Below are 24,954 nucleotides of genomic sequence, written 5' to 3'. Positions count from 1 at the left end.
ATTTTCAGATCCAGTGCGGCTTAACGGCCACAGAGTGCTCAAATGCGACGACACGTTAGCCTTCGCGGCGCCAGAACAAGCTGTGTGATTCCCTTCTTTTATTATTGTTCTCTATCAGAATTACGGGGCCCGACGTCATTGTCGGGCCGGTAATTACGCCTGATAAAGTGAATACAAATCACGCTCTTCAGACTGCACGCGGCGGGTTAGTGCCTCGCCAATGGCGGTGTAGTCTTTCTTAAACTGCAGTTCCATGGCGGGCGTAAACTGTGGCTTGCCATAGCGCTTGCAGAAGCCAATAACCGCATTGGCGATGTCGTTCATGTCGGATCTAAATTCTTTCACCACTGCCAGAGTGTGCTTATCGTTACCGAGTGACTGCTCCAGGTAGACATAAAATCGCACATTTTCTTTCAGTAGATGGCCTTGGAAAAGCGACTTAAACTCACCCAGGATGCGGGAAAGCTTTACATAGTTCTTCTTTTCGAAACCCTCGTCCCACATCTTGCCATAGAGTTCTACCAACTTGGAATGGTCGGCTTCAAGTGCGGCAATAAGGTTGGGGTCATAGGCAATAGAATTGGCACCCGCTTTTGGGGCTTCGGCCAGTTTTGGTGCTTCTTTCTGACTGTCGCGGCCAGAAAAAAAATCGGAAATGAATCCAAACATAAACAGCTACCTTGTGTGTCTTTTGTTATGAGCTACGTCGCACAAACCTTCCCGTCGCTACTTCCTGTAAGACCTCACACAGGTTGTCCATTAGATCTAGTGCTCTAGTACTAGTTGGCTGGCTTGGGGCCATTATCCGCCTAGCGGTGATCTGCGCAAGTGCGGAGTATAACCGTACTACTAAAAATGTGTGACTTAGCTCTTAAAAAAGCATTAATACGTTTAACTGCTAACAACTGATGCCCATCGACCTGACAAAAATAACCGTTATACAGGGATCTTCTCGATGAGTTTGGCGTCAAAATATTATATTTGGCGCCGTGCGTCCATTAATGCTCTTTAACTATAATCCGTAATAACGGTGTCGTTGGTTATTTTTTAGGCTGATTTGTTGAGATAAACAGTAATTGTATATCGACAGCTTATTAGTCAGTAGAAAGCGCGCAGAGTTTGCGAACTATAGTACCAATTGGTTATGAGAAACCAGTTTAATAGGTGCTTGTTTCAAATAAGTGAATGGAGATAGGTGCGCAATACGCACGTAAAACGCCCCACAAGGGGGCGTTAAGTCGAGGTGATGGGGAAAAAGATAGCGCGAGTGACTTAGAGCTGCATCGCCTTGGTTTCGATAAATTCATGCATGCCTTCGTCGCCAAATTCTCGCCCATTGCCAGATTGTTTGTAGCCACCAAAGGGCGCGAGGTAGTTAAAGCTGCCGGCGTTTACATAGCATTGGCCGGCGCGAATTTTTCGGGCTATGGCAATGCCGGCTTCTTTGTCTTTGGCATAGACGCCGCTCGATAATCCGTAGGGGGTATCGTTGGCAATGGTCACGGCCTGGTCAATGTCGTCGTAGGCGATCATGCACAGTACGGGGCCGAATATTTCCTCTTGCGCAATGGTCATAGTGTTGATGACGTCGGCAAAAATCGTTGGCTTTACGTAGTAGCCGCGCTCCAGGTGTGCCGGCATGCCCAGGCCACCGGTGACCAGACGCGCGCCTTCGTCGATACCTTTTTGAATGTAGCTTTGCACGACATCGCGCTGGCGAGCGGAGGACATGGGACCCACAAAGGCATCGGCCCCGGCGCCCACCACTAAAGATTCCGTGTGCGCTTTGGCGATAGCCACGGCCTCTTCATAGCGGCTGCGGGGCACCAACATGCGTGTCAGCGCAGTACAGGTTTGGCCAGAGTTAATCATGACGTCTTCAACGCCGTACTTCACCGCCGCGTCCAAATCGGCATCGGCCGTAATAATGTAGGGCGATTTACCCCCCAGTTCCTGGGTGACGCGCTTGACGGTTTCGGCTGCGGCTTGCGCGATTAACTTGCCCGCGCGCGTGCTGCCTGTAAACGACACCATATCTACCTGGGGGTGAGCACTTAACGCGGCGCCTACCACTGGGCCTGCGCCGATGACCAAATTGAACACGCCTGCGGGCAGACCGGCATCGTGCATAATTTGCGCCATGATCAAATCCTGCAGCGGGGTTTGCTCGGAGGGTTTGATCACAAGGGTGCAGCCGGCTGCCAGTGCGGGAGCGACCTTGCCAACAAATTGGTGCAATGGGTAATTCCAGGGGTTGATAAACGCGCAGACTCCCACAGGCTCTTTGACAATCAGCGAATTCCCCGCCTCGCGGGTTTGCTCCATCACAAAGGCGCGCTCGGCAAAGTTAGCCATGGCGAAGGTGGGGCCCTTGACCTGTAAGTCGGGTGTTAGATGGCGGGGGCAGCCCATGGCATCGCTGACCGCAGCAACTAATTCCGCCTCGCGGGCGCGCATCAAATCCGCAATTTTATTAATCAGGTCGCAGCGTGTTTGGGCACTGGTGGCCGACCAGGCAGGAAATGCGGCGCGCGCGGCGGCCACGGCGCTGTCGACGTCGGCCTGATTACCCATAGGTACTGTCGCAACGGGCAATTCAGTGGCTGGGTTAATCACCGTAAAAGTGTCCGCGCTCTGTGACTTCACCCAGGCGCCGTTGATATAAAAGTGTTGATACTGTTTCATGTGGATAACCCCGGTAAACCCGCCAAACTGCGCCTAGTCGCAGGGCATTGAAAGAGCTGGTTAGCCTAGCCGTTTGAACCCTCACTCGGCTATGCCCCAAAAGAGCCAGCATATACCTACTGGCCTGCACACTAAAAACAATTTAGTCTGAACAACCTATTCCAAATATTCATGAAGTGAGGCGCTATGCGGGGTCAATTGCCCTCGACGGGCAGTTTGCAGTGTTTTGCGACGGCGGTGGAGACTGGCAACGTCACTAAGGCCGCCGAACGGCTGTGTCTGACTCAAAGTGCGGTCAGCCGGCAGATTAAACAGTTGGAGGAGTTGGTGGGGCAGGCGCTGTTCGAGCGGGTGCGACAGCGCATGCAACTGACAGCAGCGGGGCAGCGCTACTACCAGCAGGTGGCGCCGGTGCTGCAGCTTTTAGCTCAGGCGACCGAAGAAATTCGTCAATACCGGCCTGGGCACCACATAGTGCTGGGTATTGAGCCGGCTCTCGCCAGTCACTGGCTTCTACCTGCCTTGGCAGGTTTCACAGATGCCCACCCAGATACCTCTATCCATTTAATGACGGATATTCATAAACTTTACCAGCGGCAGGTGGCGTGTGATCTGACCATTTTATTTGGCGCCGGCCATTGGCCCGGCATGCAGACAGATTTTTTAATGGCGGACGAGCTGGTGGCAGTGGCGACGCCCGCGCTGGTGCAAAAGCATGGGCCAATAGCGGCGCCGGCAGAGTTGCGGCACTACCCGCTGTTGCACCACACCAGTCCCGAGTCGTCCACCGGTTACTGGTGGCGCGCGGCCGGTTTGGCGGCCACAGCCGTAAACGCTTTGCCCGGCCAGCGCCTGGAAACTTTTCCCCTGTTACTGCAGGCCGCCCTGCAGGGGTTGGGGGCCACGGTCTTGCCCTGGTACTTTGTAGCCGATCGTTTGGCGCTCAACGAGTTGGTACAGTTGGGTGAGCGGCTGCCGTGCGAAGGCGGCTACTTTTTGGTATCCGATGCCGATAGCGCCAGGGTTGAACCGGTGGCGGCCTTTCGGCAGTGGCTGTTGACGCTGGCGTCTAGCAGGTGAATATTGGCGCAGAATCGTGCTATGGTACTTGCGTTCTAGCGGGCGCAGACCCGTCACTGGGCGCAAGCCCGACAAAAATAACAAAAGAGCAAATAACGAGAGAGTGTGCCTTTGCAGCAGCCTACCCTGAACCCAGGTGGCCACACTGACCGCGAGCAACATCGCAGTAACACTCACGATCAGCAACTCGCCGCCCTGTTTGAACAACACGCCGCACTGCTTAAGCGCTTTTTATGGCTGCGCGTGCGCGATCACGACGATGTGGCAGATCTGCTACAGGAAACCTTTGAACGCTTTCAGCGACACGGCGAACGGGTGGAGTTGGCCCGAGGTCGCAGTTTACTGTTCACCATTGCCCGTAACTTGGTTATCGATCGCGCGCGGCATCGCAAGGTTTCCGAGGTCGACCTGGCCGTTGACGTGGAGTCGCTGTTAGACCCTTTGCCGGATCTAGAGCAGCAAGCCATCGATCAGCAGGCCATTGTCCAGCTGAATCGCGTGATTGAAACGCTGCCACCGCAATGCCGTCGGGTATTTGTAATGCGGAAAATTCACCAATTGTCGCAGAAGGTCATTGCGGAAAAGTTGGGGATATCCGTAAGTACTGTAGAGAAGCACGTTGCCGCCGGCATGAAGCAATGTCGAGCCTTAATGCAGCGGGACTAGATGCCCGTACAAAATACAATCGATAGATAGTGTTAAATAAATGATTCAGCTAGTACACAATGCCGACGTTTCCCAGCAGGCTGCTGTATGGGCCGAGCGTCAGGCCGATGGTCTGAACGAAGCCGAGACAGATTTGCTGCGCCAGTGGTTGCAGGCCGATGCGCTGCACCGCGCGGCATTTGCCGACGCTCGCGAGCAGTGGGTGGAGGTAGGGCGGATGGCCAAGGCCCTGGCTGCCGCGCCCGAGCTGCAAAGCCTCCCGGTACGTGCAGCTGTTGCCCTGGATAGGCCAGAGCACACTGGCTGGCGTCGGCGGGCCATGCGGCGGGTTGCGCTGGTGGCGACGCTGGTACTGGGCTGCGCCCTGTGGTTGAGCCAACCCGATTTCAGTACGGGCATTGGCGAAATAGAAACCTTTGCACTGGCCGATGGTAGTCAGCTCACCCTTAATGCCGGTTCCTCCGTCAATATCCGCTTCACCGCGCAGGAGCGCCGCATCGAATTGCTGGAAGGGGAGTTGTTTGTGGCTGTGGCAAAAAATCCGGCTCGCCCCTTTGTCGTGGAAACCTCAAAAGGTGAAGCTCGGGCAGTGGGAACAGCCTTTGGTGTGCGGGTCACTGATGAAGCGACGGCAGTGCTGGTGACCGAGGGACTGGTGGACGTGGCGCGGCCAGCCGAAACGCCCACCCGGTTAAGCGCCCAGCAAAGTATTCGCGTGGGCTCGCAGCTGGGCTTGGTGACCGAACGCAGCGCCGACGATGTGCGCAAGGCGCTCGCCTGGCGCGAGCAGCGCTTGTTTTTCAACAATGTGGCGTTAGCGGAGTTCGTGGATGAAATGAACCGCTACAGCTATCGCAGGATGATCATTGTCGATACCGACCTCTCGGCGGTGCGAGTTGGTGGTGCCTTTGCCACCGGCGATACCCAGGCCGCAGTGACCATGTTGGAGGCGGGTTTTCCCATTAAAGCGGTGCGGGTAACTCCCCTGTTAACGCTCCTGTACCGAGACGCCGATCCTTTGAACTAGTCGCTCGGTGGTATTGGCCGTGTCGCGCGGCCAGTGGGTCTGGTATAACAATTAGAAACAGACAAAAGATGCACGCAGTGGTTGGTTCGAATATTCCGGCACCCTACAAACGACTCTGGCGCACATTGGTTGGTGTATTCCTGGCCGGCTTGACCGCGCTGGGGCAGGCGGCACCGCACGTATTTAACCTGCCAAGCCAACCATTGGATCAGGCGTTGCTGGCCTTTGCCGAACAGGCGCCGGCGATCCGCTTGGTATTTAGGCCCGCCGAGCTGGACGGGTTGCAAGCGCCCGCGCTGGCGGGACAGTTTGAGCCCGAGCAGGGCCTGCGGCGACTCATTGCGGGTCAGCCGCTGCTACTGCGGGAGCTGGAACCGGGCATTTTCCTGATTGAGCCCAGTGCGTCAGCTGTGTCTTCCCCGGAAAAGGTTGCGCCAACTAAGCGGTCTCCGGCTATAGCGCCAGATCCTACCTTGCCTCCACCACTGATGGAGGAATTGGTGACTATCGGTACGCGCGCCAAGAACCGCCGCTTGCTGCAGTCTACGGTGCCAGTGGATATCGTGCCCGGCTACTTGCTGGAGCGCTCTGCACCGGCGTCGCTGGGCGAGCAGTTGCAAAGCCAGGCGCCGTCTTTTAATTACTCGCGCACCATGGTCAGCGACGGCGCCGACCTGGTGCGGCCAGCTACCTTGCGGGGCATGAACCCCGATCAGCTGCTGGTCATGGTCAACGGCAAGCGGCGCCACCACCAAGCCCAAATTAACATTCAGCAGGTGGTGGGGCGAGGCTCATCGGGCACCGACATGAACGCCATTCCCACGGCGGCCTTGGAGCGTATCGAAGTGCTGCGCGATGGTGCCAGTGCGCAGTACGGCTCAGACGCCATTGCCGGTGTGTTGAACCTGTTGTTAAAAGAGGGCGAGCAGGCGCCGGAAATTGACGTGCAATACGGTGTGACCCGCGCCGGCGATGGGGCATCGCTCATTGCCAGTGTCACGGGTGGGCTGGCACTGGGCGATGACGCCAGTGTATTTATTACCCTCGAGGCGCAAGACCGAGGAGCCACCAATCGCGCGGCGCCCGATACCCGTTTTACCCCGCCGCGCGTCAGCATGCGTATTGGCGATACCGAGCAAGACAGCACCAGCTTGTTTATCAACGGTCGCTGGCAATGGAACGAAAACCTGGAAGCTTACGGATTTGGCGGGTTGGCCCGGCGCGAAGGCCAGTCCGCAGGCTTTTACCGTGGCGCCGGCGCTCAGGCGGGCTTTCCACCCGTCAGTGCGCGCTATCTGCCGGCACTGGACCCAGAGGGCTTCCTGCCCCTGCAGCGCACGCAAACGGAAGACGATGCGCTGGCACTGGGGCTATTGTGGGCGCTACCTGGCGATTGGCAGCTGGACGCGACCAGTAATTACGGCGAAAACCGGTTTCTGCAGGGCACGGATTATTCAGTGAATGTGTCGCTCGGGGCCGAGACTCCCACTCAGGCCAATAATGGCCAGCTGCGCTACAGCCAGTGGCAGAACTCGCTGGTGGGCTCGGGGCGTTTGCCCGCTGCCGGTGTTGAAGAGTTGTTGCTGACCATGGGGCTGGAGTGGCGGCGCGAACAATATGGAATTGCCATCGGTGACTTTGCCTCCTACGCCTACGGGCCCACCGACGACTTCACTATCTTTATTCCGAGCCCTATCGACCCCTGTCCAGAGGAAACTGGCAGCCTGTGCGCCGACGGCCAGCCGCGCAGCCGCGCGCAAGCGGGTATGCAAGCCTATCCGGGTTACCGTTTGGCGGTGGATGAAAGCCGGGAAAGTTTGGCCTGGTTTACCGAAGCTGAACTGCAAGTGAGCGACGCCCTGGCCATTGCATTGGCAAGCCGATGGGAAGACTACGGCGGCGTAGGACGCAACTTGAGCGGCAAGATGTCTATGCGGTTGGCCTTGACCCCGCTGTTGACCTTGCGCGGGACTCTTGCCAGTGGCTTTCGCGCGCCCGGTCTCAACCAGGCGCACTTTACTCACGTGATCACCAACATCGGTCCCGATGTACTCACCAATACCCTCCACGCGGCCCAGGGAAATCCGGCATTAGTCGCGCTGCAGGTCGATCACTTGTCTGCTGAACGCTCTCGGCAGGCCAGCCTGGGCGGCGTCTGGCAGCCTTTGCCGGAGGTGTCGGTCACTCTCGACGCCTTTCATATTGAGGTGGCAGACGCCATAGCGCTCAGCGATGTGATTGCCGCGGGCGGCGATTGTGGCGCGCCATGCCCGCTGGCTGAGGCACTCGCGCACCAGGCGCACAATGTGGGTGCTGTCCAGTTCATGTACAACGCCATGGATACCAGTACCAGCGGCTTGGATTTGGTGGCGCGCTATCGCTGGGCCCACGACCTGGGGGTGACCAACCTCGCACTGCTGGCCCATTACAACAACACCCGCGTGGCCCGGTTACATACCCCGGGTGGGCTGCCCGCCGAGCGCCTGTTTTCCGATGCTCAGGTCATGCTAGTGGAGCAGGGGCAGCCGCGGCGGCGCTTATTGCTCAACGCCGACTGGCACTACCAGGGCTGGTCCGTGGGGCTGCGGCTCAACCACTACGGCTCGGTGAGCACCAGCTATTTTACCGAGGCCGGTCTGGGCGTGGACTTGCCCGACGTGCAAGACTCGGTACATGTGTCTGGAAACGCCTGGTTGCTCGATGGCGATATCAGCTACCAGTTCCGCTCCGGTTTCTCGATTGCGCTAGGCGGAAACAACCTGCTGGATACTTATCCCCAGGCCGTGGCGAAAGACAGTTTATTGACGGCCATCTCCGGTGGCAGCTTTGTCTACCCCTGGGAGGCCTCTCCCTACGGCATTAATGGCGCTTTTTATTACGTGCGTGCCGAATATCAGCTTTAGTTTCGCCATCCTATTTTCTTCGTGTTGCTGGGGCTAAACATCTCGAAGTTTCACGAATTTCTAAAATACTTTCCTTTTTTGTCACTCGCTTTGACTTTTCACTAGCGGTTTTTTGACGCTTTTGCGTACTCATGGTGAAGGGTGAACTATCCTCAATTGTGGGGGGTTATACCTTCGCCCGATCTAACAACTAGACCAAACAATAAAAGTTCATTGGGAGATTCACCATGATTCATAGGCGCATAGTTACGTCCATTTCTGCCGCAGCCTTACTCGGTACCCTCGGTATGCCGAGCGCTGTGGCACAAACAGAAGATTTTGAATTACTTGAAGAAGTTGTCACGGTTGGCTCGCGTGTGGCGCCGCGTTCGGCGACTCAGTCACCGGTGCCTGTCGATGTCATCACGGCCGATGAAATTGCCAAATCCGGCTCTAGCGATATGTTGGAAATGCTCAAGGGCAGTATTCCGTCCTTCAACGTATTGCAGCAGCCCATCAGCGATGCGGCCTCAATTATTCGGCCCGTAAACCTGCGCGGCCTAGCTTCGGACAGCACCTTGATCTTAGTTAACGGCAAGCGCCGTCATCGCTCGTCAGTGATTGTGTTTCAAGGCGGCGGCTTGAATAAAGGTGCACAGGGCCCAGATATCTCTGTGATCCCAAGCATTGCGCTAAAACAAGTAGAAGTACTGCGCGATGGCGCAGCGGCGCAATACGGCTCCGACGCCATTGCCGGCGTGATGAACTTTGTCTTAAAAGACGACGCTGAGGGCGGCAACGTCGAAGTGAAGTACGGCCAGTACGCCGAGGGCGATGGCGACACCACTACCGTGTCGGCAAATGTAGGCATGCCGCTGAGCAGCAATGGTTTCATCAATGCCAGCATGCAGTGGAACCAGGCCGACGACACTGTGCGTTCCAGCCCCAGCAGCAACAATGCAACCTTGGAAGGTAATGGCGTGGAGAATGTGCCTAACCCAACAATGATCTGGGGTTCGCCCAAGGTTGAAGACGATATAAGCGTGTTTGTAAACGCCGGCTTGGAATTGGGTAACGACAGCGAAGCCTACTTGTTTGCCAACCATGCAACCCGCCACGTTGACGGCGGATTTTATTTTCGTAATCCCAATGGCCGCACCGGGGTGTTCACATGGGGTGATAATCGTTTAATCGCTAATGTGGACGGCAACTGTAATTTGACCACAGGCCCCGCAGGTACGGGTAACCCGGCAACCGATCCGTTGCTGGCGGCCATCATTGCCTCCGACAGTTGCTGGTCAGTGAATGAGATGTACTCAGGTGGCTACACGCCGCGTTTTGTGGGTGATATTACCGACAGCTCCATTACGGCGGGCACCAAAGGCACCTTTAACAGTGGCTTTATGCAAGACTGGTCCTACGATTTCAGCGCCGCCGTGGGCCGCAATCAAAGCCAATTTGGTCTGAACAATACTTTGAACCCCTCAATGGGTCCAGAGTCGCCCAATAGTTTCCGCACCGGCTCATACATTCAGCAGGAAAAAACCTTAAACGTGGATTTTTCTCGTCAAATTGGCGACACCAGTATTGCCGGTGGTTGGGAGTGGCGTGAAGACAGTTTCGAAATCATTGCCGGCGAAACAGCGTCTTGGAAAGCTGGCCGCTATTCCGATCTGGATAATGTGATTTCGGGCGATCCAGATCCAAACAACACCCTGGCGGTATTCACCGTGGGTTCGCATGGTTTCCCAGGTTTCCACCCGGATTCTGCGGGCGAGTATGAGCGCAACAATTTTGCTCTTTATACCGATGTGGAGCACCAAGTGAATGATGCATTGCTGGTGGGTGGTGCATTGCGCTATGAAAGCTTTTCAGATTTTGGTGATACCACTAACTACAAGTTGACCTTTAACTGGTCATTGATGGACGAGCTGGCACTGCGCGGTTCCGTGGGTACCGGTTTCCGTGCACCTACCATGGGGCAGAGCAATGTGGTGAATACGCAAACCACCAACATTGCCGGCTTTGGCCTGATGAATGTGGCAACCTTGGCGCCTAACCATCCAGTATCGGTGGCTTTGGGTGCACAAGACTTAACGCCTGAAGAGTCGGAAAGTTTTGCACTGGGTTTGGTCACCAACTTGGGCGGATTGGATATCACCCTGGACTTTTACCACATAGAAGTGACCGATCGCATTACCGTCACAGATTCCAAGTTCCTGGATGACACCACCCGCGCCAGCTTGCCAGCGGATATGCCTGCAGCAGATTTGGTGGGCACGCTGACACACTTCAACTTCTTTACCAATGACTTTGACACCACTACAGAAGGTGTCGATCTAGTTGCCACTTATAGCACTGAACTGTTTGGTGGGCCCTCCGATTTCACCATGGCCTATAACTACACCCAAACCGAAGTCGACAGCTACACCATCACCAGTGATTGGGATGTGCAGCGCCTTGAAGAAGAGTTGCCGAACCATCGCGGTACTTTGACCTGGGCACAGTACTGGGGCGATCTCTCCGGCTTCTTGCGCGCCAATTACTACGGCGAGTATCTAGCTATTCACGCCGATGATCCCTCCGATGCGATCAAAGGCGACGCCGCCATTACGTTGGATTTAGAAGTGGCCTATAGCTTCAATGAAAACTTTGCCGTAAAGGTGGGTGCCAGCAACCTGCTCGATCAAGAGCCCATGCGTTATACCGGTGCTAATGGTAATCCATCGCCCTCCTGGTCCGGTGCAAAGTACTATGAGACTTCGCCCTTTGGCATTAACGGCAGTTTCTGGTACGCCAAGGCGAATTACAGCTTTTAAATTGTAAATCCGAAAGACATGTGTTTTTCAGTCCGTCTAAATCGTTAGACTTTTGAGCGCCTTCGCAGGAGGGCGCTTTTTTTATAGAGTTTTACAACTGCGCTCAAAAAGGGCGCCATTATTTTCATAAAAATACAAAGTAACCCGGAGCAACTCAATGAACGCGAGAAAACTATTCAAACCGTCTCTCTTGGCGCTGGCCGTGACAAGTGCCATGGGGCAACCGGCTTTTGCACAGGGCGACGACAGCCTGGAGCTGCTTGAAGAGGTGGTGACCATTGGTACCCGCAAAGAAGGACAGTCGCCCACTGAAACCTTGTCGCCCATCGACGTTTTAAGTGGCACTGTTTTTAGCAAGCAGGGCGCCACGGATTTAACGGATTCGTTAACCAAAGTTGTGCCCTCGCTGAATACCCAGCGCTTCCCCATCGCCGACGGCACGGCCTTTGTGCGGCCGGTGACGCTGCGCAACCTATCGCCCGACCACACGCTGGTGCTGGTAAACGGAAGCCGTCGCCATCGCTCGGCGTTAGTAAACTTGCAATTGGCACCGCTCGGCACCGTAAACCAGGGCTCGCAGGGCGTGGATTTTTCCGCCTTTCCCTCGGCGGCCATTAAGCGCGTAGAAGTGCTGCGCGACGGCGCGTCGGCACAGTATGGTTCCGATGCCATTGCCGGCGTTGTGAACTTGGTGTTGAACGACGCCAGTGAAGGCTTCAGTTTAAGTGGCCAGTACGGTGAGTACACCGAGGGCGATGGCGCGCGCACCTCGGTGGCGGCAAATGCTGGCTTTGGTTTGGGCGACGACGGTTTCATTAACGTCACCGCGGAATATAACTCCTCTGAAATTACCAGTCGCGGCACGGCGCGCCCAGACGCTGCCGCCATTGCCGATATCGTGGGAGCCGATAAGGTCCCCTACAACGGCTTTGGCCAGCGTTGGGGCGACCCCGATATTGAGTCGGTGAAATTGTTTGTGAATGCCGGTTACGATTTGGACAATGATGTCACGCTCTACGGTCACGCCAGCTACATGGATACCGAAACCCTTTCTGGTTTTTTCTATCGCGGCCCAGTATTGCCCACCGCAGCGGATAATATCGCCAACCCTCCGCGCACCACGCTGATGATTGACGGCGATGCAAACGGCATTGCCGATCCCGCCAGCAATGCGCTGGTGGCCGACATAATTACCGCAGGCCTAGACCCGGCAGACTATTTGACCGCAGATTTGACCAGCCCCAGCGGTTACGCCTTGCTCAACCCCATTCACACCACCTTTCCCGGTGGCTACAGCCCGCTGTTTGGCGCCAACCTGAGCGATTACTCTTTTGTCTTTGGCGCTAAAGGCGAATTTAATAGCGATCTCACTTGGGATGTACGCGTCAGCACCGCTGAGAACGAAGTGGCCTACGTGCTGCAGGACAGTATCAACCCAAGCCTCGGGCGTTTGTCGCCCACAACCTTTAGCCCCGGTACCTTGACGCAACAGGAAAGCAGCTTGAATGCCGACTTTGTGAAAACCTGGGCAGACTCGCCACATAACTTGGGTTTTGGTTTTGAATGGCGCAATGAAACCTACAAAATTGGCGCGGGCGATGCGGCGTCTATTGCCGTAGGGCCCACCTACGCGCAATTTGGCGTTGGTTCCGATGGCTTCCAGGGTTTCCCTACTGAATCAGCGGGCTCTTTTGAGAACGACAGCTACGCGGCCTATGCTGATTTTGAAACGGATTTGACCGATCAGTGGTCCGGTGCCATCGCGTTGCGCTACGAGGACTCAGACGCCTACGATTCCACCTTGGATTACAAGCTGTCTACCCGCTACGACGTGAGTGAAACCTTTGCCGTGCGAGGTACCGTTAGCACCGGTTTCCGCGCGCCCACACCCGGGCAGGTGAACACCTTGAACGTCACCACCACCTCTGATTCCAGCGGCAACTTGGTACCCAGTGGTACCTATCCGGTCAATCACCCCATCGCGCGGGCGCTGGGTGCCGAGGACTTGGTGCCGGAGGAGTCGACCAGCTACACCCTGGGTTTTGTCTACACGCCACTGGATAACGTAAACGTCACCTTGGATTACTACAACATCGAGATTAACGATCGCTTGGCGTTGCGCAGTTTTACCATCGGTACCGAAGAGCTGCAGATGCTGAACGATGCCGGCATTCCCAATGCCAACCTGTTGGCGGGCAGTAACGGCAACTATTTCGTGAACGGCTTTACTTCCAAGGTTTCGGGTATCGATCTGAATATTCACTCGGGGCACGAGTTGGGTAGCGGCAATCTGGATATCGATTTCCGCCACAACTACAACACCCAAGAAGTCTCGGATGTGGCCGCCGATACCATCAATGCCGGGCGCGTCTACGATCTGGAAAATCAGATTCCAAACAACAGCACGGTGCTGAGCTTTGATTTCATTCACCCGGTGGCGGGTATGGAGCTGAGCAGTTTACTGCGCTTTAATCGCTACGACAGCTGGTCGAGCACCGGCGGTTTGTTTGGCCCGGGCGATGCATCCGATGCCACCAGCTACGGCGGCGCCATCTTGGTGGACGTGCAGTTTACGCTGGATATTAACGAGCACTACTCGGTCTCGATCGGCGGCGACAATATCACCGATGAATACCCGGACGATGAAGCAAACGGGGTGCTGCGCTTCCTTGGTCAGCAGTACGCGGTGACCTCGCCCTACGGTTTTAATGGGGCCTACTGGTACATGCGCGCTAACGCTACCTTCTGATGTGCGCTTTACGCTAGCCGACCACTGCGGCTAAACACAAGCCCCTGCACCCAGGCCTTCGTAAGGCTGGGTGCAGGGGCTTTTTTATGGGGGCTACACGGGGCGGGAATGTTGCGCTGCAGGCACCTGACAACTACCCCTGCTTAGGTCAGGCGGCTCTGGGCAGTGACCGTCGCATTCGCAAACCCTGTGCCGCACTGTTTGCCAGTACCAACGCCAGACCCAAGTCGGTCACAAAGGTTTGACTGACAAAGGTTTTACTACTGATCTGCCAGTGGTTGACGCAAAAGCCTTTGACGCGGCCCTTGGCTTGAAAGGCGCGGCTCACGTACAGGTAGTGGTCGCCTTCCATAATGGCTTTGTGCTGCCAATTGCTGCGCTTGAGCAGTGTATGGCAACGGCTGCGACACAGGCCCAAAAATGGGTGTTGCGGGCCAATGAAATGATCGGTGATCACATGTCGCTGGCTGTGGATTTGGCTAATGTTGTGCAATGTCATAACAGAATTCCGAGGTCAATCAATAACGTTTGAGGGGCCGGGCAAAGGCCCTGCATTATGTGAATCTGTGTGAGCTTCACATTCGGAATGGCAGTACTGTAGACATAAAAAAACCCTCGTTGGTGAGGGCTGACGGGGGCAGTGTACCGATGCGGTATCTGCAATCCTGTTAGTTATCGCGCAGTTTCCGAAGAAACCCGTGCGACCGCATCCCCAATCCTCTGGCCATTGGCACAGTTGCTGGATTGGGGGCCACCTTGCCAGGCTCGGCAGGTTGGCGTTGGCGTCAGCCACTCTCTTGATGTGGCGCGCACTTTACCGCTAGCCACCACCGTCGTCAACACTAGCTTATTGGCATCCCTTTGCCCAGCCTTTGCACTCAGCAAATGCGATTACCTGCGCGCACCTGTTGCCAGGCATCGGACACCAGAGATTCGAGCAGGGTCATGTCGACATCGGCTAGCTTGTTGATATACAAGCAAGACACAGCGGTTTTGTGCTTGCCAAGTTGTGCCAGCAGTGTCCCGTAACTGGCAAAACCATTCAGAATATACAGCGACAAATTTTGCTTGCGCGGCGAAAACCCTGCCTGCATCCAGCGCAGTAATTTGCCCTTTTGTCGGTATTGGTATTCGCCAAAGCCGACGATACTGTCGCCCCACATTACCGCTGTTTGACCGGTAACGCCCCGGTAGAGTGCGAGCAGTGCCTGTGCATCGGCACGCCGCGTGGGGTGTTCAACGGCCGCCAGAAAAGCGTCGACGGAGGCCCCATTGGGTTGTGTTTTCAACGACATAATGGGTAATTCCTGTGCAGGTGTAGTCAATAGACGTTGATTAGCTTAGTCCAAGAATGGCTTTTTCCGACTTCAGGGTGCGGGTTAGCCACCCCGCCAGCAGCCCTGCCAGCGCGATTGTGAGCAGCGCACCGGTACCCACCGCGAGCCAGTCAATGGGCTGCCCCTTGGCAATGTGCTCTATAAGCGCGCTCTGACTGGCCACCGGTACCCAATCCACCCAATCGGGTTTGTGCGGCATAAATTGCACGGCGAAAGGGATGGTGAGCGGAATCATAATGGTGAGTGAAATATAAGATTGCGCTTCTTTAAAGCTCTTTGCCTGGAAGGCGCAAAATAGCTGAAAGGCCGCCGCAAACACCGCCAGTGGTAGCATGGCCAGTGTAATCACCACAATTGTCGACAGGTTTAACTCAAAGCCAATACCCATTTTGGCGAGCGGCACAAAGCCCATGACCAACGAGGTCATGCACAGGGTCAATACCGCGCCCACACTACCGAGCAGGGCCACGGCGATCAGCTTGGCACCGACCAGCTGCGCTGTGGTAATCGGTTGAATCAGAATCAGCTCCAGCGCGTTGCGTTCGCGCTCGCCGGCGGAGGTGTCGATGGCGATACTGGTACTGGCCACAAACACGCTCATCAAGACAAACACGGCGAGCATGCCCATCACTACGCCACTTTTTTCCTGGGCGCTGGCGCGGTCGCGCACAGACACAGTGAAGGGCGACAGTAGGTGAGCGTCTATGCCCCGGAGAACCAAGCGGTAAGTGGCGACCTCGTTGCCGTATTGCTGGAGTGCAGCGCGCACGCGACGGTGTGCGCTGTTGCGGCCTTCGTCCGCGGAATTGATCCACAGGGTGAGCGACAATGCGTCGGCCTGTTCAATTTTTTGTGGGTAATCCGCCGGGATGTCTAGCGTAATAGGGGCGTCGCGCCAGCGCGCTTCGTCTTCGGCGCTGCCAGTGCCCAGCGCCCGTATATGCTGTTGCCGTAGTTTTTCTACCAGTACGGGTGCATATTCGGCCCCGTTGATGGCGATATAAATGGCGTTGTCTTCTTCGTTATTGGCAATGGCAAAGTGGAGCGCGGCGGCCAAGACCAATGGGCCAAACAGCGCGTACACCAAGGCTCCCATCAGGGCGCGTCGATCGCGCAGTGCGTCGATCATTTCCTTGTGCAACAGAGTGCGAAAAACCGAAGTCATGCGGCGATTCCCTCGTCGCTGCCAATCAACGCGACAAAGGCCTCTTCTAGCTGCGATTGTCCCGTTAGCGCACACAGCTGGGCCGGCGTGCCCGCGGCCACCACGCGGCCCTTGGCCACGACGATGACTTGATCGCACAGCGCGGCCACTTCCTGCATGACGTGACTGGAAAATAAAATGCAGTGGCCGGCGTCGCGCAGGTCGCGCAGTTGTTGGCGCAATATGCGGGTGCTCATCACATCCAGCCCACGTGTGGGCTCATCCAGCACCAGATTCTGCGGCGCGTGCACCAAGGCCTGTGCCAAGACCACTTTCATGCGCTGCCCTTGTGAAAAGCCCTGTGTACGGCGGTGGGCGATATCTTCCAGCGATAACTTGCGAATGATTGACTCGGTGGCCGCCTTGGCTCGGCCGGTATCAAAGCCGTGTAAACCGGCAAAGTAGGCAATTTGCTCAAAGGCGGTCAGGCGCTCGTAAAGCCCAAACTTGTCGGGAAAAACACCCAACTTGCGGCGTGCCGCCAGGGGCTGTTTCGCAACGTGAATACCGTCTACCCGGGCGCAGCCCTGTTCCGGTTTTAGCAGCCCATAAATTACCCGCAGGGCCGTGGTTTTGCCGGCACCGTTGGGGCCCAATATGCCGGTTATGCGGCCATCGTCGGCGCGGAAACTAAGCCCGTCCAGCGCGGTGACCTGGCCGAAATGTTTTGTCAGTTGTTGTACTTCCAACATCGCGATTGCCTTTTGAGACGAGTTTGGGTGGCTAGTGGGCGTTTTCTGTGCGCATAAAGACGGCCTCGGGCAGCGCCGCCAAGCAGTCACTGGCCGCCAACTGCCCGCCGGGAGTCTCGATAAATTGGCGCACCAGTTTTGGTCCACAACCGCGCATGGCAACAATGTGCGCGGCGTTTTCAGCAATCAAATGTATAGCATTGCTGAGCCCTTGAGCTGCCAGCTCGCCCCAGGCTGGGGGGGTCACCGGATCGCGTTTACCCGACAGCGCCAGCACCGGAATATCGCTTTGCACCGGTGCATAGTAGGTGTTGTCTAGCTGGTATTCGATGGGCCATTGCGCGCACAGCGATTGCATCAGCACCAGCGCAGTATCTTTGAAGGGCGATTGGCTATCGGCCGCAAGTACCTCGGGGCTGGCGCGCCGTACATCTTCGTTGCACAAGATGTTAGTGGTCAAGCCGGAGTAGAGGCCGGGGTCACTGCCGGCGGCAATGATGCCGGCGAAGGGGTGCCAGTTGCCTTGGGCAGCCTGGTCGATGGCGTAGGGCAATAGTTGGCGCTGTTCGGGCGCGTAGAGGTTGCTTAGCGTCAGTTGGAAAAATTTAATGCGATCGAGGCGCAGCGTGTGTTCGGTCAAAGATTTGGGGTGCCGAATGGCTACCTCGAGTGGCTGTGCGCTTTCGCTAATAGCCTGCCAAAGCTGCCAGTAGTGGTTACGCAAATTGGGAAATTGCGCGGCGCAGGTCGACGTTTGTTCACAATCCTCAAACAGTAAATTTAATGCACGGTGCCCATGTACGGCAAAGGGGCCCACAATACTTTGTACCGGTGCCAGGCCATCGAGCACGGCACTGGCAATCAGATCGGGGTGTCGACGCAAAAACACCAGGGCTGCGCGCGAGCCGTAGGAGGCGCCATAGAGATGCACTTGGCTGTAACCCAGCGCCTGCACCATGGCGGCAAAATCGTCCACGGCATTGGGCGTGTTGTAGTGGCGCAAATCGCCGGTAAATGTGGCCAGGCAGCGGGTGATCTGGTCGGCAATGTGCGCGCTATCAAACAGGTCGCGATAGGGATCGGCGTCGACGGGGGTGCAGTTTAGGCCGTTACTGCGCCCGGTACCGCGCTGTTCTAGCAGTAATATATCGCGCTCTGCCCGCAGGGCGTGAAATGCTTGCCCCACGCGCCCGCCTATCTCTATGGCCGACTGGCCGGGGCCACCCGCAAGAATTGCCAGGGGTGGCTGGGTGCTGGGGGTCAACGCCGGTAGACGGGCGGCGTGCAGTGTCAGTGAGGCGCCGTCCGGGTTGGCCGGATCTTCCGGCACTTGCAGTTGAAAGCACTCGGCGCGGTCGGGCAGGCCTTCGAGGTAGCAAGATGTCGCAACCAATGGCTCTGCCCCTATGCCCTGCCCAATAGCCAGGGCGCTCAGGCACACCGTCCATAGGATGACACTTTTTCTCACTGGACATCCTCCTATTTGATTGCCGGATCGGTTCAGTGGCTGGCGCGGCTGACGGCGGCGGTGTAAACCACGTCGGTGGATGAATTTAACGCGGTCTCAGCCGAATCTTGCAAGACGCTGATCACAAAACCAACGGCTACCACCTGCATGGCGATGTCGTCGGAAATGTTAAACAGGCTGCAGGCCATGGGAATTAACAACAGCGAGCCGCCGGCCACGCCGGAGGCGCCGCACGCCGATAACGAGGCGATGACACTCAATAGCAATGCCGTGGGCAGATCCACTTGAATACCCAGCGTATGGACGGCAGCCAGGGTGAGCGTGGTAATGGTAATTGCCGCGCCGGCCATGTTGATGGTTGCGCCCAAGGGAATAGATACCGCATAGGTATCTTCATCTAACGCCAGCTTTTCACAGAGTGCCATGTTAACCGGGATATTGGCGGCCGAGCTGCGGGTAAAAAAGGCGGTGACGCCACTTTCGCGCAGGCAGGTGAGTACCAATGGGTAGGGGTTGGTGCGCAGTTTGAACCAGACGATGGCGGGGTTGACGAGTAGCGCCATGATCAGCATGGCGCCAATTAATACGCCCAAAACCTGTGCATAGCCGGCGAGCACGCCCAGGCCACCCTCGGCCAAATTGCCGGCCACCAGCCCGAATATGCCCAAGGGTGCCGTGCGAATGACAAAGCGCACTACAAAGGTAATGGCGTGTGCGGTATCGGCAAAACTGCTTTTGGTGGCCGCCTGTGCATGGCGCAGGCCTAGTCCTAATGCGATGCCCCACACCAAAATACCGATGAAATTGCCGGTCAGGAGGGCGTTGATGGGGTTGTCCACCAGTTTAAAAATCAAGGTATGCAATACCTCGCCTATGCCCTGGGGTGCATTCAAGCTCTGTTCGGTCACTGTGAGCGCCAGGGTAGAGGGAAACAGCGTGCTGAGGAGTACGGCGATAATGGCGGCGCTCAGCGTTCCTACCAAATAGAGCCCAACGATGGGGCGCATCTGGCTGTTGGCGCCGCGCTGGTTGGCGATAGCACTGGCCACCAGCACAAACACCAGAATGGGCGCCACGGCCTTGAGCGCCTGTACAAAAAGGCTCCCCAGAATGGCCACGCTGGCCGCTGCGGAAGCGGATAGTTCGGCCAGAATGACGGCGGCGACAATGCCAATGGCAATCTGGCTGATCAGGCTGATGCTGGCGATTTTAGTTATCAGGTTCTTCATAACAGGGAAACACCCATTGTTGTTGTCGGATTGGGGCGAGGTGGGTAAAAGTACTGACTCGCAAGAGGACAGGCAACCGTTATTTCCTTATTCCAAGGGCTGGCTAACCTAGGAACGCGATTTGTCGCGCAAGCGACGGATTAAAGTGTGTCGCTGTGCGCAACATTCGCCTATTGTTGTTCCCGACTTAGGTCGATTAAGGCGACTTGTGGTTTTCTAGACGACACCGCAGTAGCCGCGGTGAGCAATACCTAGGACAGTGCGTCTGCATCGTTGCGGTGTCGTTGTGGCTAAGGTTAAATGCGCGCCTGATGTGACAGCCTAATGAGTGGAGGGGCTATGGACGAAATCGTTGAGCTGTTAAGAGAGGCCAATACGCAAGTGGCCTGGGGTTTGGAATTACCCACCCACGAAATGACCGTAGAGGCCGAGGAGCAAATTCTCATGCCGCTGCCCCGCGACTACCGGGAGTTTTTACTGACGGTCAGCGATGTGTTAGTTGGCAGCCTTGAGCCAGCGGTTGTGGCAGATCCTTCGGCGCACAATTACCTGCCCGAAGTGTGTGCTACCGCTTGGTCGCTGGGGGTGCCGCGCTCGCTGATTCCATTTTGTCAGGCGGGCGAAAACTACTATTGCCTGAGTTTAGAAGGCGAAGTGCTCTATTGGGCCGAGGGCGAACTGACCGACGACAGCTGGGAAAATATCTGGTATTGGGCCAGAGACGTGTGGCTGGAAAGCTAGGCCATTGGTGCGCTATTGGCCTGACTTGGGTAGCAGCGAGATCTGAATGTGGCCCCGCGCCTGCCAGTCTTCCAGTGCCTCACTGCTAACGCTTTGCTGTAAAGGGAAGTGGGCCTGAGCATTAAACGCTAAGTATGCGCACTGATTACGCCCCGCATTTTTTGCCGCGTAGAGCGCAAAATCCGCGGCCGCGACGCTGGCTTGCCAATTTTCCAGCGGTTGATCTTCGGGCACCAGCGGGTGGCGCACCACGCCCACCGATGCGCTGAGCGGGTCGGCAATGGCTAAATCTTTTGTGGCCTCCCGCGTTGCCCTGCGCACGCGCTCGGCAACGTCGGCTAATTTACTGCAGTGAATATCGGGCACGATTAAGAGAAATTCTTCGCCGCCCCAGCGCAGCAAGTAATCTTCCGTGCGAATGGTTTTGGCGAGGTGTTTGGCTGTGCATTGCAGCACTCTGTCGCCCATGTTGTGGCCGTACTTATCGTTTACTTTTTTAAAGTGATCCAGGTCTATGAGCAGAAAGCCGGTAATCCATTCGTCACCTTTGGTGCTGCGCAAGCGTCGCAAGCGCGCCATAAGGCCGGGAATATGCTGCTGAATAAATCGCCGGTTGCGCAACCCCGTTAGTTCGTCGGTGACGCTGGTCTCCTGCAAGTGCAGGTTTAATTGCGCCAGGCGCGCATTGGCGGCCTCAAGATCCTGTGTTCGCTCTGCCACTTCCCGTTGCAATTGGCGCTGTAACTCTCGCAATCGATGGGTGCGCCAGCGCAATGCCAGATAGACCATCATTAGCAAGAGCGCGCCTGCGACTATTTTAAACCACAGAGTCTCGTAATATTTTTTTGCTACATAAAGCGTCAATGTGTCGCTATCGCCCCAGGTGCCCAAGCGGTAACTCGCCTGCACTTCAAAGGTAAATTTGCCCGGTGGTACGTTGGTGTAAAAGGCCGTTAAACGGTCGTCGGCATCGACCCAAGGGGTTTGGTAAGGATGTAGCCGATAGCGGTAGCGCAGTGAATCTGAGAACCGAAAGTCAATGGCGCTATAGCCAATTTCCAAGTCGCGCTGAGTGGCGGGAATCAGGGCGGGCATGTTGGCGGAGAAGGTATTGTCGCCGTGCACCAAGCGATGGATGCGCGCCCGGGGCGGCGGGGGTAGGGGCGCTTGCACATTGACCCGCACAGCGCCCGATAATGTCGGCGCCCATAGCCAGTTGCCAACCAGCAGCCCCTTGCCATTGCCTGCGCCGTTGCAGCAGCGAATGCGCGAGCGGCCCTGTTGAACGCCGGTATCGTGCAATACCATTTGTGGTTGCAGGGGTGCTTGGCCGAGGGCGGCGGCCGTCAACGACGCCAGTTCAATGCGGTAGATGCCATCGCTGAACAGCAACCACAGGCCATTGCCGGCTTGGCCCACGTAATTCACGCCGGGCGAGGGGAGGCCTTGTTCGGGGGTTAGCTGGCGCCATTGGCCATTGTGCTGTACAAACAGGCCGTCCTGGTAGCTGGCCACCACGCGCCGGCCGTCGCTCAACTCCACCATGCTGGTGACGAAAGTTTCCGCTAATACGGGGTGGTCGGCGCGGATCAATCCCTGGGGAGTTTGACGCCAGAGGCCAGTTTCCGTTCCCACCCAAATGCGTTGTTCGCGATCCTCTAACAGATAGCGTACAGCGCTGGCGCCCACGTCTTTTTGAAAGCGGGGAATAATCACCCCTTGGTGCCAGGCAAATACGCCTTTGGCGGTACCGAAGTAGATATGTCCGTCGCTGGCCTGCAGGATACCGTTCACTTGCAACCCATGCAGTTGCGGGTAGCTCTCGGTGGTTTGGTGGTCGGGATTGACGCTGATCAGCCCCTGGCGCGTACCTATCCACAGTCGTCCCGATGAGTCCTCAAGCACACTGTAAGCAACCCCGCCGGGCAGCCAGGCGGCGGGTACCCGCTGGTCAAATTGCCCGTCCTTATAGCGAAATACACCGGCATTGGTACCGACCAGCAGTCCTTCTGCAGTCGGCCAAAAGGACCAAGTGTAGGCCTCGGTCAGGCCCTGCCGCTGGTCGAGCTGCTCAACTTGCGCGGGCCAATAGTGGCGTAAACCGGCCGTCAAGCTGCCGACCCATAGGCTGCGGTCACTATCCACAAAAATCCCGCGCAGCGCCGGTAGCGCGTCTGGTGTATCGCCCGGCAGTAGGCTGTGCAATTGGCGCCCAACCAACTGGATTATGCGGTTATGGTGAATGAGCCAGAGCGTGTTGTCGCCGTCGCTGGCCAGAGATTTCACCGGCGCTAATTCCAGATCGTTGTCGGACGCAGGCAGGGAGTAAGGTCGGAAAGTTCGGTTATTTGTCTGCCAGTAAAACAATCCGCGATCGGTGGCAACCCATAGGGTATTGTCGTGCCAGGCTAAATCGTTGACGAGAATTTGCCCCTCGGCGTAGGGGAGGCGCAGTTTGGTGTAGTCGCTGCCGTCAATTAGCGTAATTTGAGCGCTGCGATCAGCCAAATAAATTCTGTTCTCTTGGGCGAGTAGCGCGCGAATTTCTCCCTGCCAAGTGCTGAATTGATTAAGCGTTTGGCCCTGTAGGGTCCAGAGCGCATCGCCGCCTAGCCAGAGTGTACCGCGCGCGTCTTCCACAATACTGGAGGTGCCGGCCAGCGCGGCAATGTCCTTGAACTGCTGGCCGTCAAAGAGCACTAAATTTTTGAGCGTGCTGATCCACAGACGCCCTTGGCTATCGCGCAACAGTGTTTTGATCCAGTTAGATCGCAACGCCGGTGTGTTGGACGTGTTAAACACTTCCATGGTGCTGCCATCGAAGCGCGCCAATCCATTTTCTGTGGCGATCCATACGCGGCCATCGGCATCGCGATTGATAGCGTTGACGGTAATTTGCGGCAAGCCCTCTGCCAGGCTCCAGGTGTTATAGCTGTAGTGGGCAAGTGCGGTAATTTGCGCGTTGGCATGTTGCAGGCTGCCTATCAACAGGCCGACCACAATGCTGGCACTCAAGTACCAGGAATGAAAGGGAATTAATTCGGTGCGCATGCAGTGATTGTAGCGTCAGCTGAAATTTGCATCGACGGCCTCTGGTGTTTTTATGCTTATTCTGACCAAATCTATTGCCCTATCTACCTGCGGCAATGTACCACAATAAGCGGTGATTTTATTGTGAGATTACGGGCCAGCGTCGACCGTTACCGAGACTAACGATCTTGCAACCGCTGACGGAACTTGTCGAAAAATATTACAAGTCTCCTAATCGCGTGCTATCAGCCAGCTCGGGCAAAGGGCACTCATATGTGTCGATTTTATTTACATTTTGGTTATGCATTTATGGACTATAAAGCTTGGTAGCCCCCGTGTTTACTCACTATGCGAAAAATGGATCAGTTTTTGCAGTTGACTTTGGTGTGCACTGTGGCAGTCGTGAGCGCCCAGCCTGTACACACATCAATACGCAGTTTTGTATGACGAAATCGAAGAGGAAATCGATGAAAAATTTATTAAGGGTGATAGGAATCAGTGCCGCGCTGGTGGGTATGAGTGCGCAGGCAAGCGTGATTGGTATGTTTACCGATGGTAGCATCGGCAACGCGGCCACCAACATGAATACTGTCGTAACCAGCGGTGCATTGACACCCGGTGACGGCGCAGACAGCTGGGTTGCTCTGGACTCTGCCACAGTGAATGCCATGAGCACGGCAGATCTGTTAGCGGCTTACGACACCATCGTAATGCCTTGGTACGTGTCTACCTCCTTCAATGCTGACTGGAACACTGTGTTACTGCCTTACCTGAACGGCGGTGGCTCTATTTTGTGGGAAGATCCCAACAATATTGGCGAACTGGCCGCGAGCGGTATTGGCCTGAGCAACAGCAACATCTACGGCAGCGTAGGCGAGTCGGACATCTCTCTGGTGGCCCCCTTCGGCGATGCAGGTGCCAGCGGCTTCTACCATATCCACTACTCCATCACCAGCGCAGACCCAAGCTGGGGCGTGTGGAGTACCGATGTTAACGGTGGCATCCACGGTGTTTACAAAGAGTTTGCCAACGGCGGTCGCATGGTGCTGGGCGTGAGCGATAACCTGTATCACCCCAACTACACCAACCCAGGTGAGGCGGATCACATGCAGTTGACTGTTAATCAGTTGAACTGGCTGAACACCGGCTCTATCGACGGCATTGAATTACCAGAGTCTGGTTCTTTGGCGTTGATGCTGGCAGGTCTGGCGGGTCTGATGATGACCCGTCGTCGCAAAAAAGCCTAAGCGTTTTTGCGATTATAAAAACCCGGCATGGCCGGGTTTTTTTTGCATTGAATTTTGATAGTGCCTGCGACGCGTCGATGACTTAAGCGATGCGCCTC

General features: G+C 56.2%; 17 protein-coding genes. 8 read left to right on the top strand and 9 right to left on the bottom strand.

Going from position 1 to position 24,954, the window contains the following annotated elements:
• Positions 1-153 precede the first annotated feature (153 nt).
• Together ACW8F6_RS01055 and ACW8F6_RS01050 are read right to left on the bottom strand one after the other, a co-directional pair.
• On the bottom strand, positions 154-669 hold the full coding sequence (locus tag ACW8F6_RS01055) for a hemerythrin domain-containing protein (RefSeq protein WP_491573977.1): 516 nt from the start codon (positions 667-669) through the stop codon (positions 154-156).
• Positions 670-1,272: 603 nt separating this feature from the next.
• Entirely contained in the window at positions 1,273-2,685 is a 1,413-nt protein-coding gene (locus ACW8F6_RS01050) for an aldehyde dehydrogenase family protein (RefSeq protein WP_491573976.1), read from the bottom strand.
• 186 nt (positions 2,686-2,871) lie between these two features.
• Here ACW8F6_RS01050 and ACW8F6_RS01045 point away from each other — a divergent pair, with 186 nt between their 5' ends.
• The 6 genes from ACW8F6_RS01045 to ACW8F6_RS01020 all read left to right on the top strand — a co-directional run bounded on the left by ACW8F6_RS01045 (position 2,872) and on the right by ACW8F6_RS01020 (position 13,908).
• Complete coding sequence (locus tag ACW8F6_RS01045; protein WP_491573975.1) at positions 2,872-3,765, top strand: LysR substrate-binding domain-containing protein; 894 nt, start codon at positions 2,872-2,874, stop codon at positions 3,763-3,765.
• Between the two features lie 111 nt (positions 3,766-3,876).
• Positions 3,877-4,431, top strand: coding sequence for an RNA polymerase sigma factor (locus ACW8F6_RS01040; RefSeq protein WP_491573974.1), 555 nt, complete (start codon positions 3,877-3,879; stop codon positions 4,429-4,431).
• Between the two features lie 40 nt (positions 4,432-4,471).
• The gene (locus ACW8F6_RS01035) at positions 4,472-5,458 is read left to right on the top strand and encodes a FecR family protein (protein WP_491573973.1); all 987 of its coding nucleotides are present in this window, start codon (positions 4,472-4,474) and stop codon (positions 5,456-5,458) included.
• Positions 5,459-5,526: 68 nt separating this feature from the next.
• Positions 5,527-8,361: a TonB-dependent receptor domain-containing protein gene (locus ACW8F6_RS01030; RefSeq protein ID WP_491573972.1), complete on the top strand. Its 2,835-nt coding sequence runs from the start codon at positions 5,527-5,529 to the stop codon at positions 8,359-8,361.
• A gap of 227 nt (positions 8,362-8,588) precedes the next feature.
• The gene (locus tag ACW8F6_RS01025; protein ID WP_491573971.1) at positions 8,589-11,159 is read left to right on the top strand and encodes a TonB-dependent receptor plug domain-containing protein; all 2,571 of its coding nucleotides are present in this window, start codon (positions 8,589-8,591) and stop codon (positions 11,157-11,159) included.
• 157 nt (positions 11,160-11,316) lie between these two features.
• Positions 11,317-13,908: a TonB-dependent receptor plug domain-containing protein gene (locus ACW8F6_RS01020; RefSeq protein WP_491573970.1), complete on the top strand. Its 2,592-nt coding sequence runs from the start codon at positions 11,317-11,319 to the stop codon at positions 13,906-13,908.
• A gap of 148 nt (positions 13,909-14,056) precedes the next feature.
• Here ACW8F6_RS01020 and ACW8F6_RS01015 read toward each other — a convergent pair whose 3' ends face one another.
• The 6 genes from ACW8F6_RS01015 to sstT form a co-directional block, all read right to left on the bottom strand.
• Complete coding sequence (locus tag ACW8F6_RS01015) at positions 14,057-14,407, bottom strand: hypothetical protein (protein ID WP_491573969.1); 351 nt, start codon at positions 14,405-14,407, stop codon at positions 14,057-14,059.
• Positions 14,408-14,786: 379 nt separating this feature from the next.
• Positions 14,787-15,203: a DUF1801 domain-containing protein gene (locus tag ACW8F6_RS01010; protein WP_491573968.1), complete on the bottom strand. Its 417-nt coding sequence runs from the start codon at positions 15,201-15,203 to the stop codon at positions 14,787-14,789.
• Positions 15,204-15,243: 40 nt separating this feature from the next.
• Complete coding sequence (locus tag ACW8F6_RS01005) at positions 15,244-16,410, bottom strand: ABC transporter permease (protein WP_491573967.1); 1,167 nt, start codon at positions 16,408-16,410, stop codon at positions 15,244-15,246.
• Positions 16,407-17,141, bottom strand: a complete 735-nt coding sequence (locus ACW8F6_RS01000; protein ID WP_491573966.1) for an ABC transporter ATP-binding protein — start codon at positions 17,139-17,141, stop codon at positions 16,407-16,409. The genes ACW8F6_RS01005 and ACW8F6_RS01000 overlap by 4 nt, the downstream gene beginning before the upstream one ends.
• Before the next feature lie 31 nt (positions 17,142-17,172).
• Positions 17,173-18,609 (bottom strand): alpha/beta hydrolase, encoded by a 1,437-nt coding sequence (locus ACW8F6_RS00995; RefSeq protein WP_491573965.1) that lies wholly within the window; start codon positions 18,607-18,609, stop codon positions 17,173-17,175.
• Between the two features lie 32 nt (positions 18,610-18,641).
• Positions 18,642-19,838 (bottom strand): serine/threonine transporter SstT, encoded by a 1,197-nt coding sequence (sstT, locus tag ACW8F6_RS00990; RefSeq protein WP_491573964.1) that lies wholly within the window; start codon positions 19,836-19,838, stop codon positions 18,642-18,644.
• A 339-nt stretch (positions 19,839-20,177) separates the two neighbouring features.
• On the opposite strand from sstT, the gene ACW8F6_RS00985 reads away from it, so the two are divergent.
• A complete protein-coding gene (locus ACW8F6_RS00985) occupies positions 20,178-20,579 on the top strand; it encodes an SMI1/KNR4 family protein (RefSeq protein ID WP_491573963.1) in 402 nt (133 codons plus the stop codon).
• Between the two features lie 12 nt (positions 20,580-20,591).
• On the opposite strand, the gene ACW8F6_RS00980 is transcribed toward ACW8F6_RS00985, so the two are convergent.
• A complete protein-coding gene (locus ACW8F6_RS00980) occupies positions 20,592-23,630 on the bottom strand; it encodes a diguanylate cyclase (protein WP_491573962.1) in 3,039 nt (1,012 codons plus the stop codon).
• Between the two features lie 446 nt (positions 23,631-24,076).
• Between ACW8F6_RS00980 and ACW8F6_RS00975 the strand changes: the two genes are divergently transcribed.
• Positions 24,077-24,856 (top strand): PEP-CTERM sorting domain-containing protein, encoded by a 780-nt coding sequence (locus ACW8F6_RS00975; RefSeq protein ID WP_491573961.1) that lies wholly within the window; start codon positions 24,077-24,079, stop codon positions 24,854-24,856.
• Positions 24,857-24,954 lie beyond the last annotated feature (98 nt).

This window comes from Simiduia sp. (genome assembly GCF_058345725.1).
This window is presented reverse-complemented; position numbering and strand designations above follow the sequence as displayed.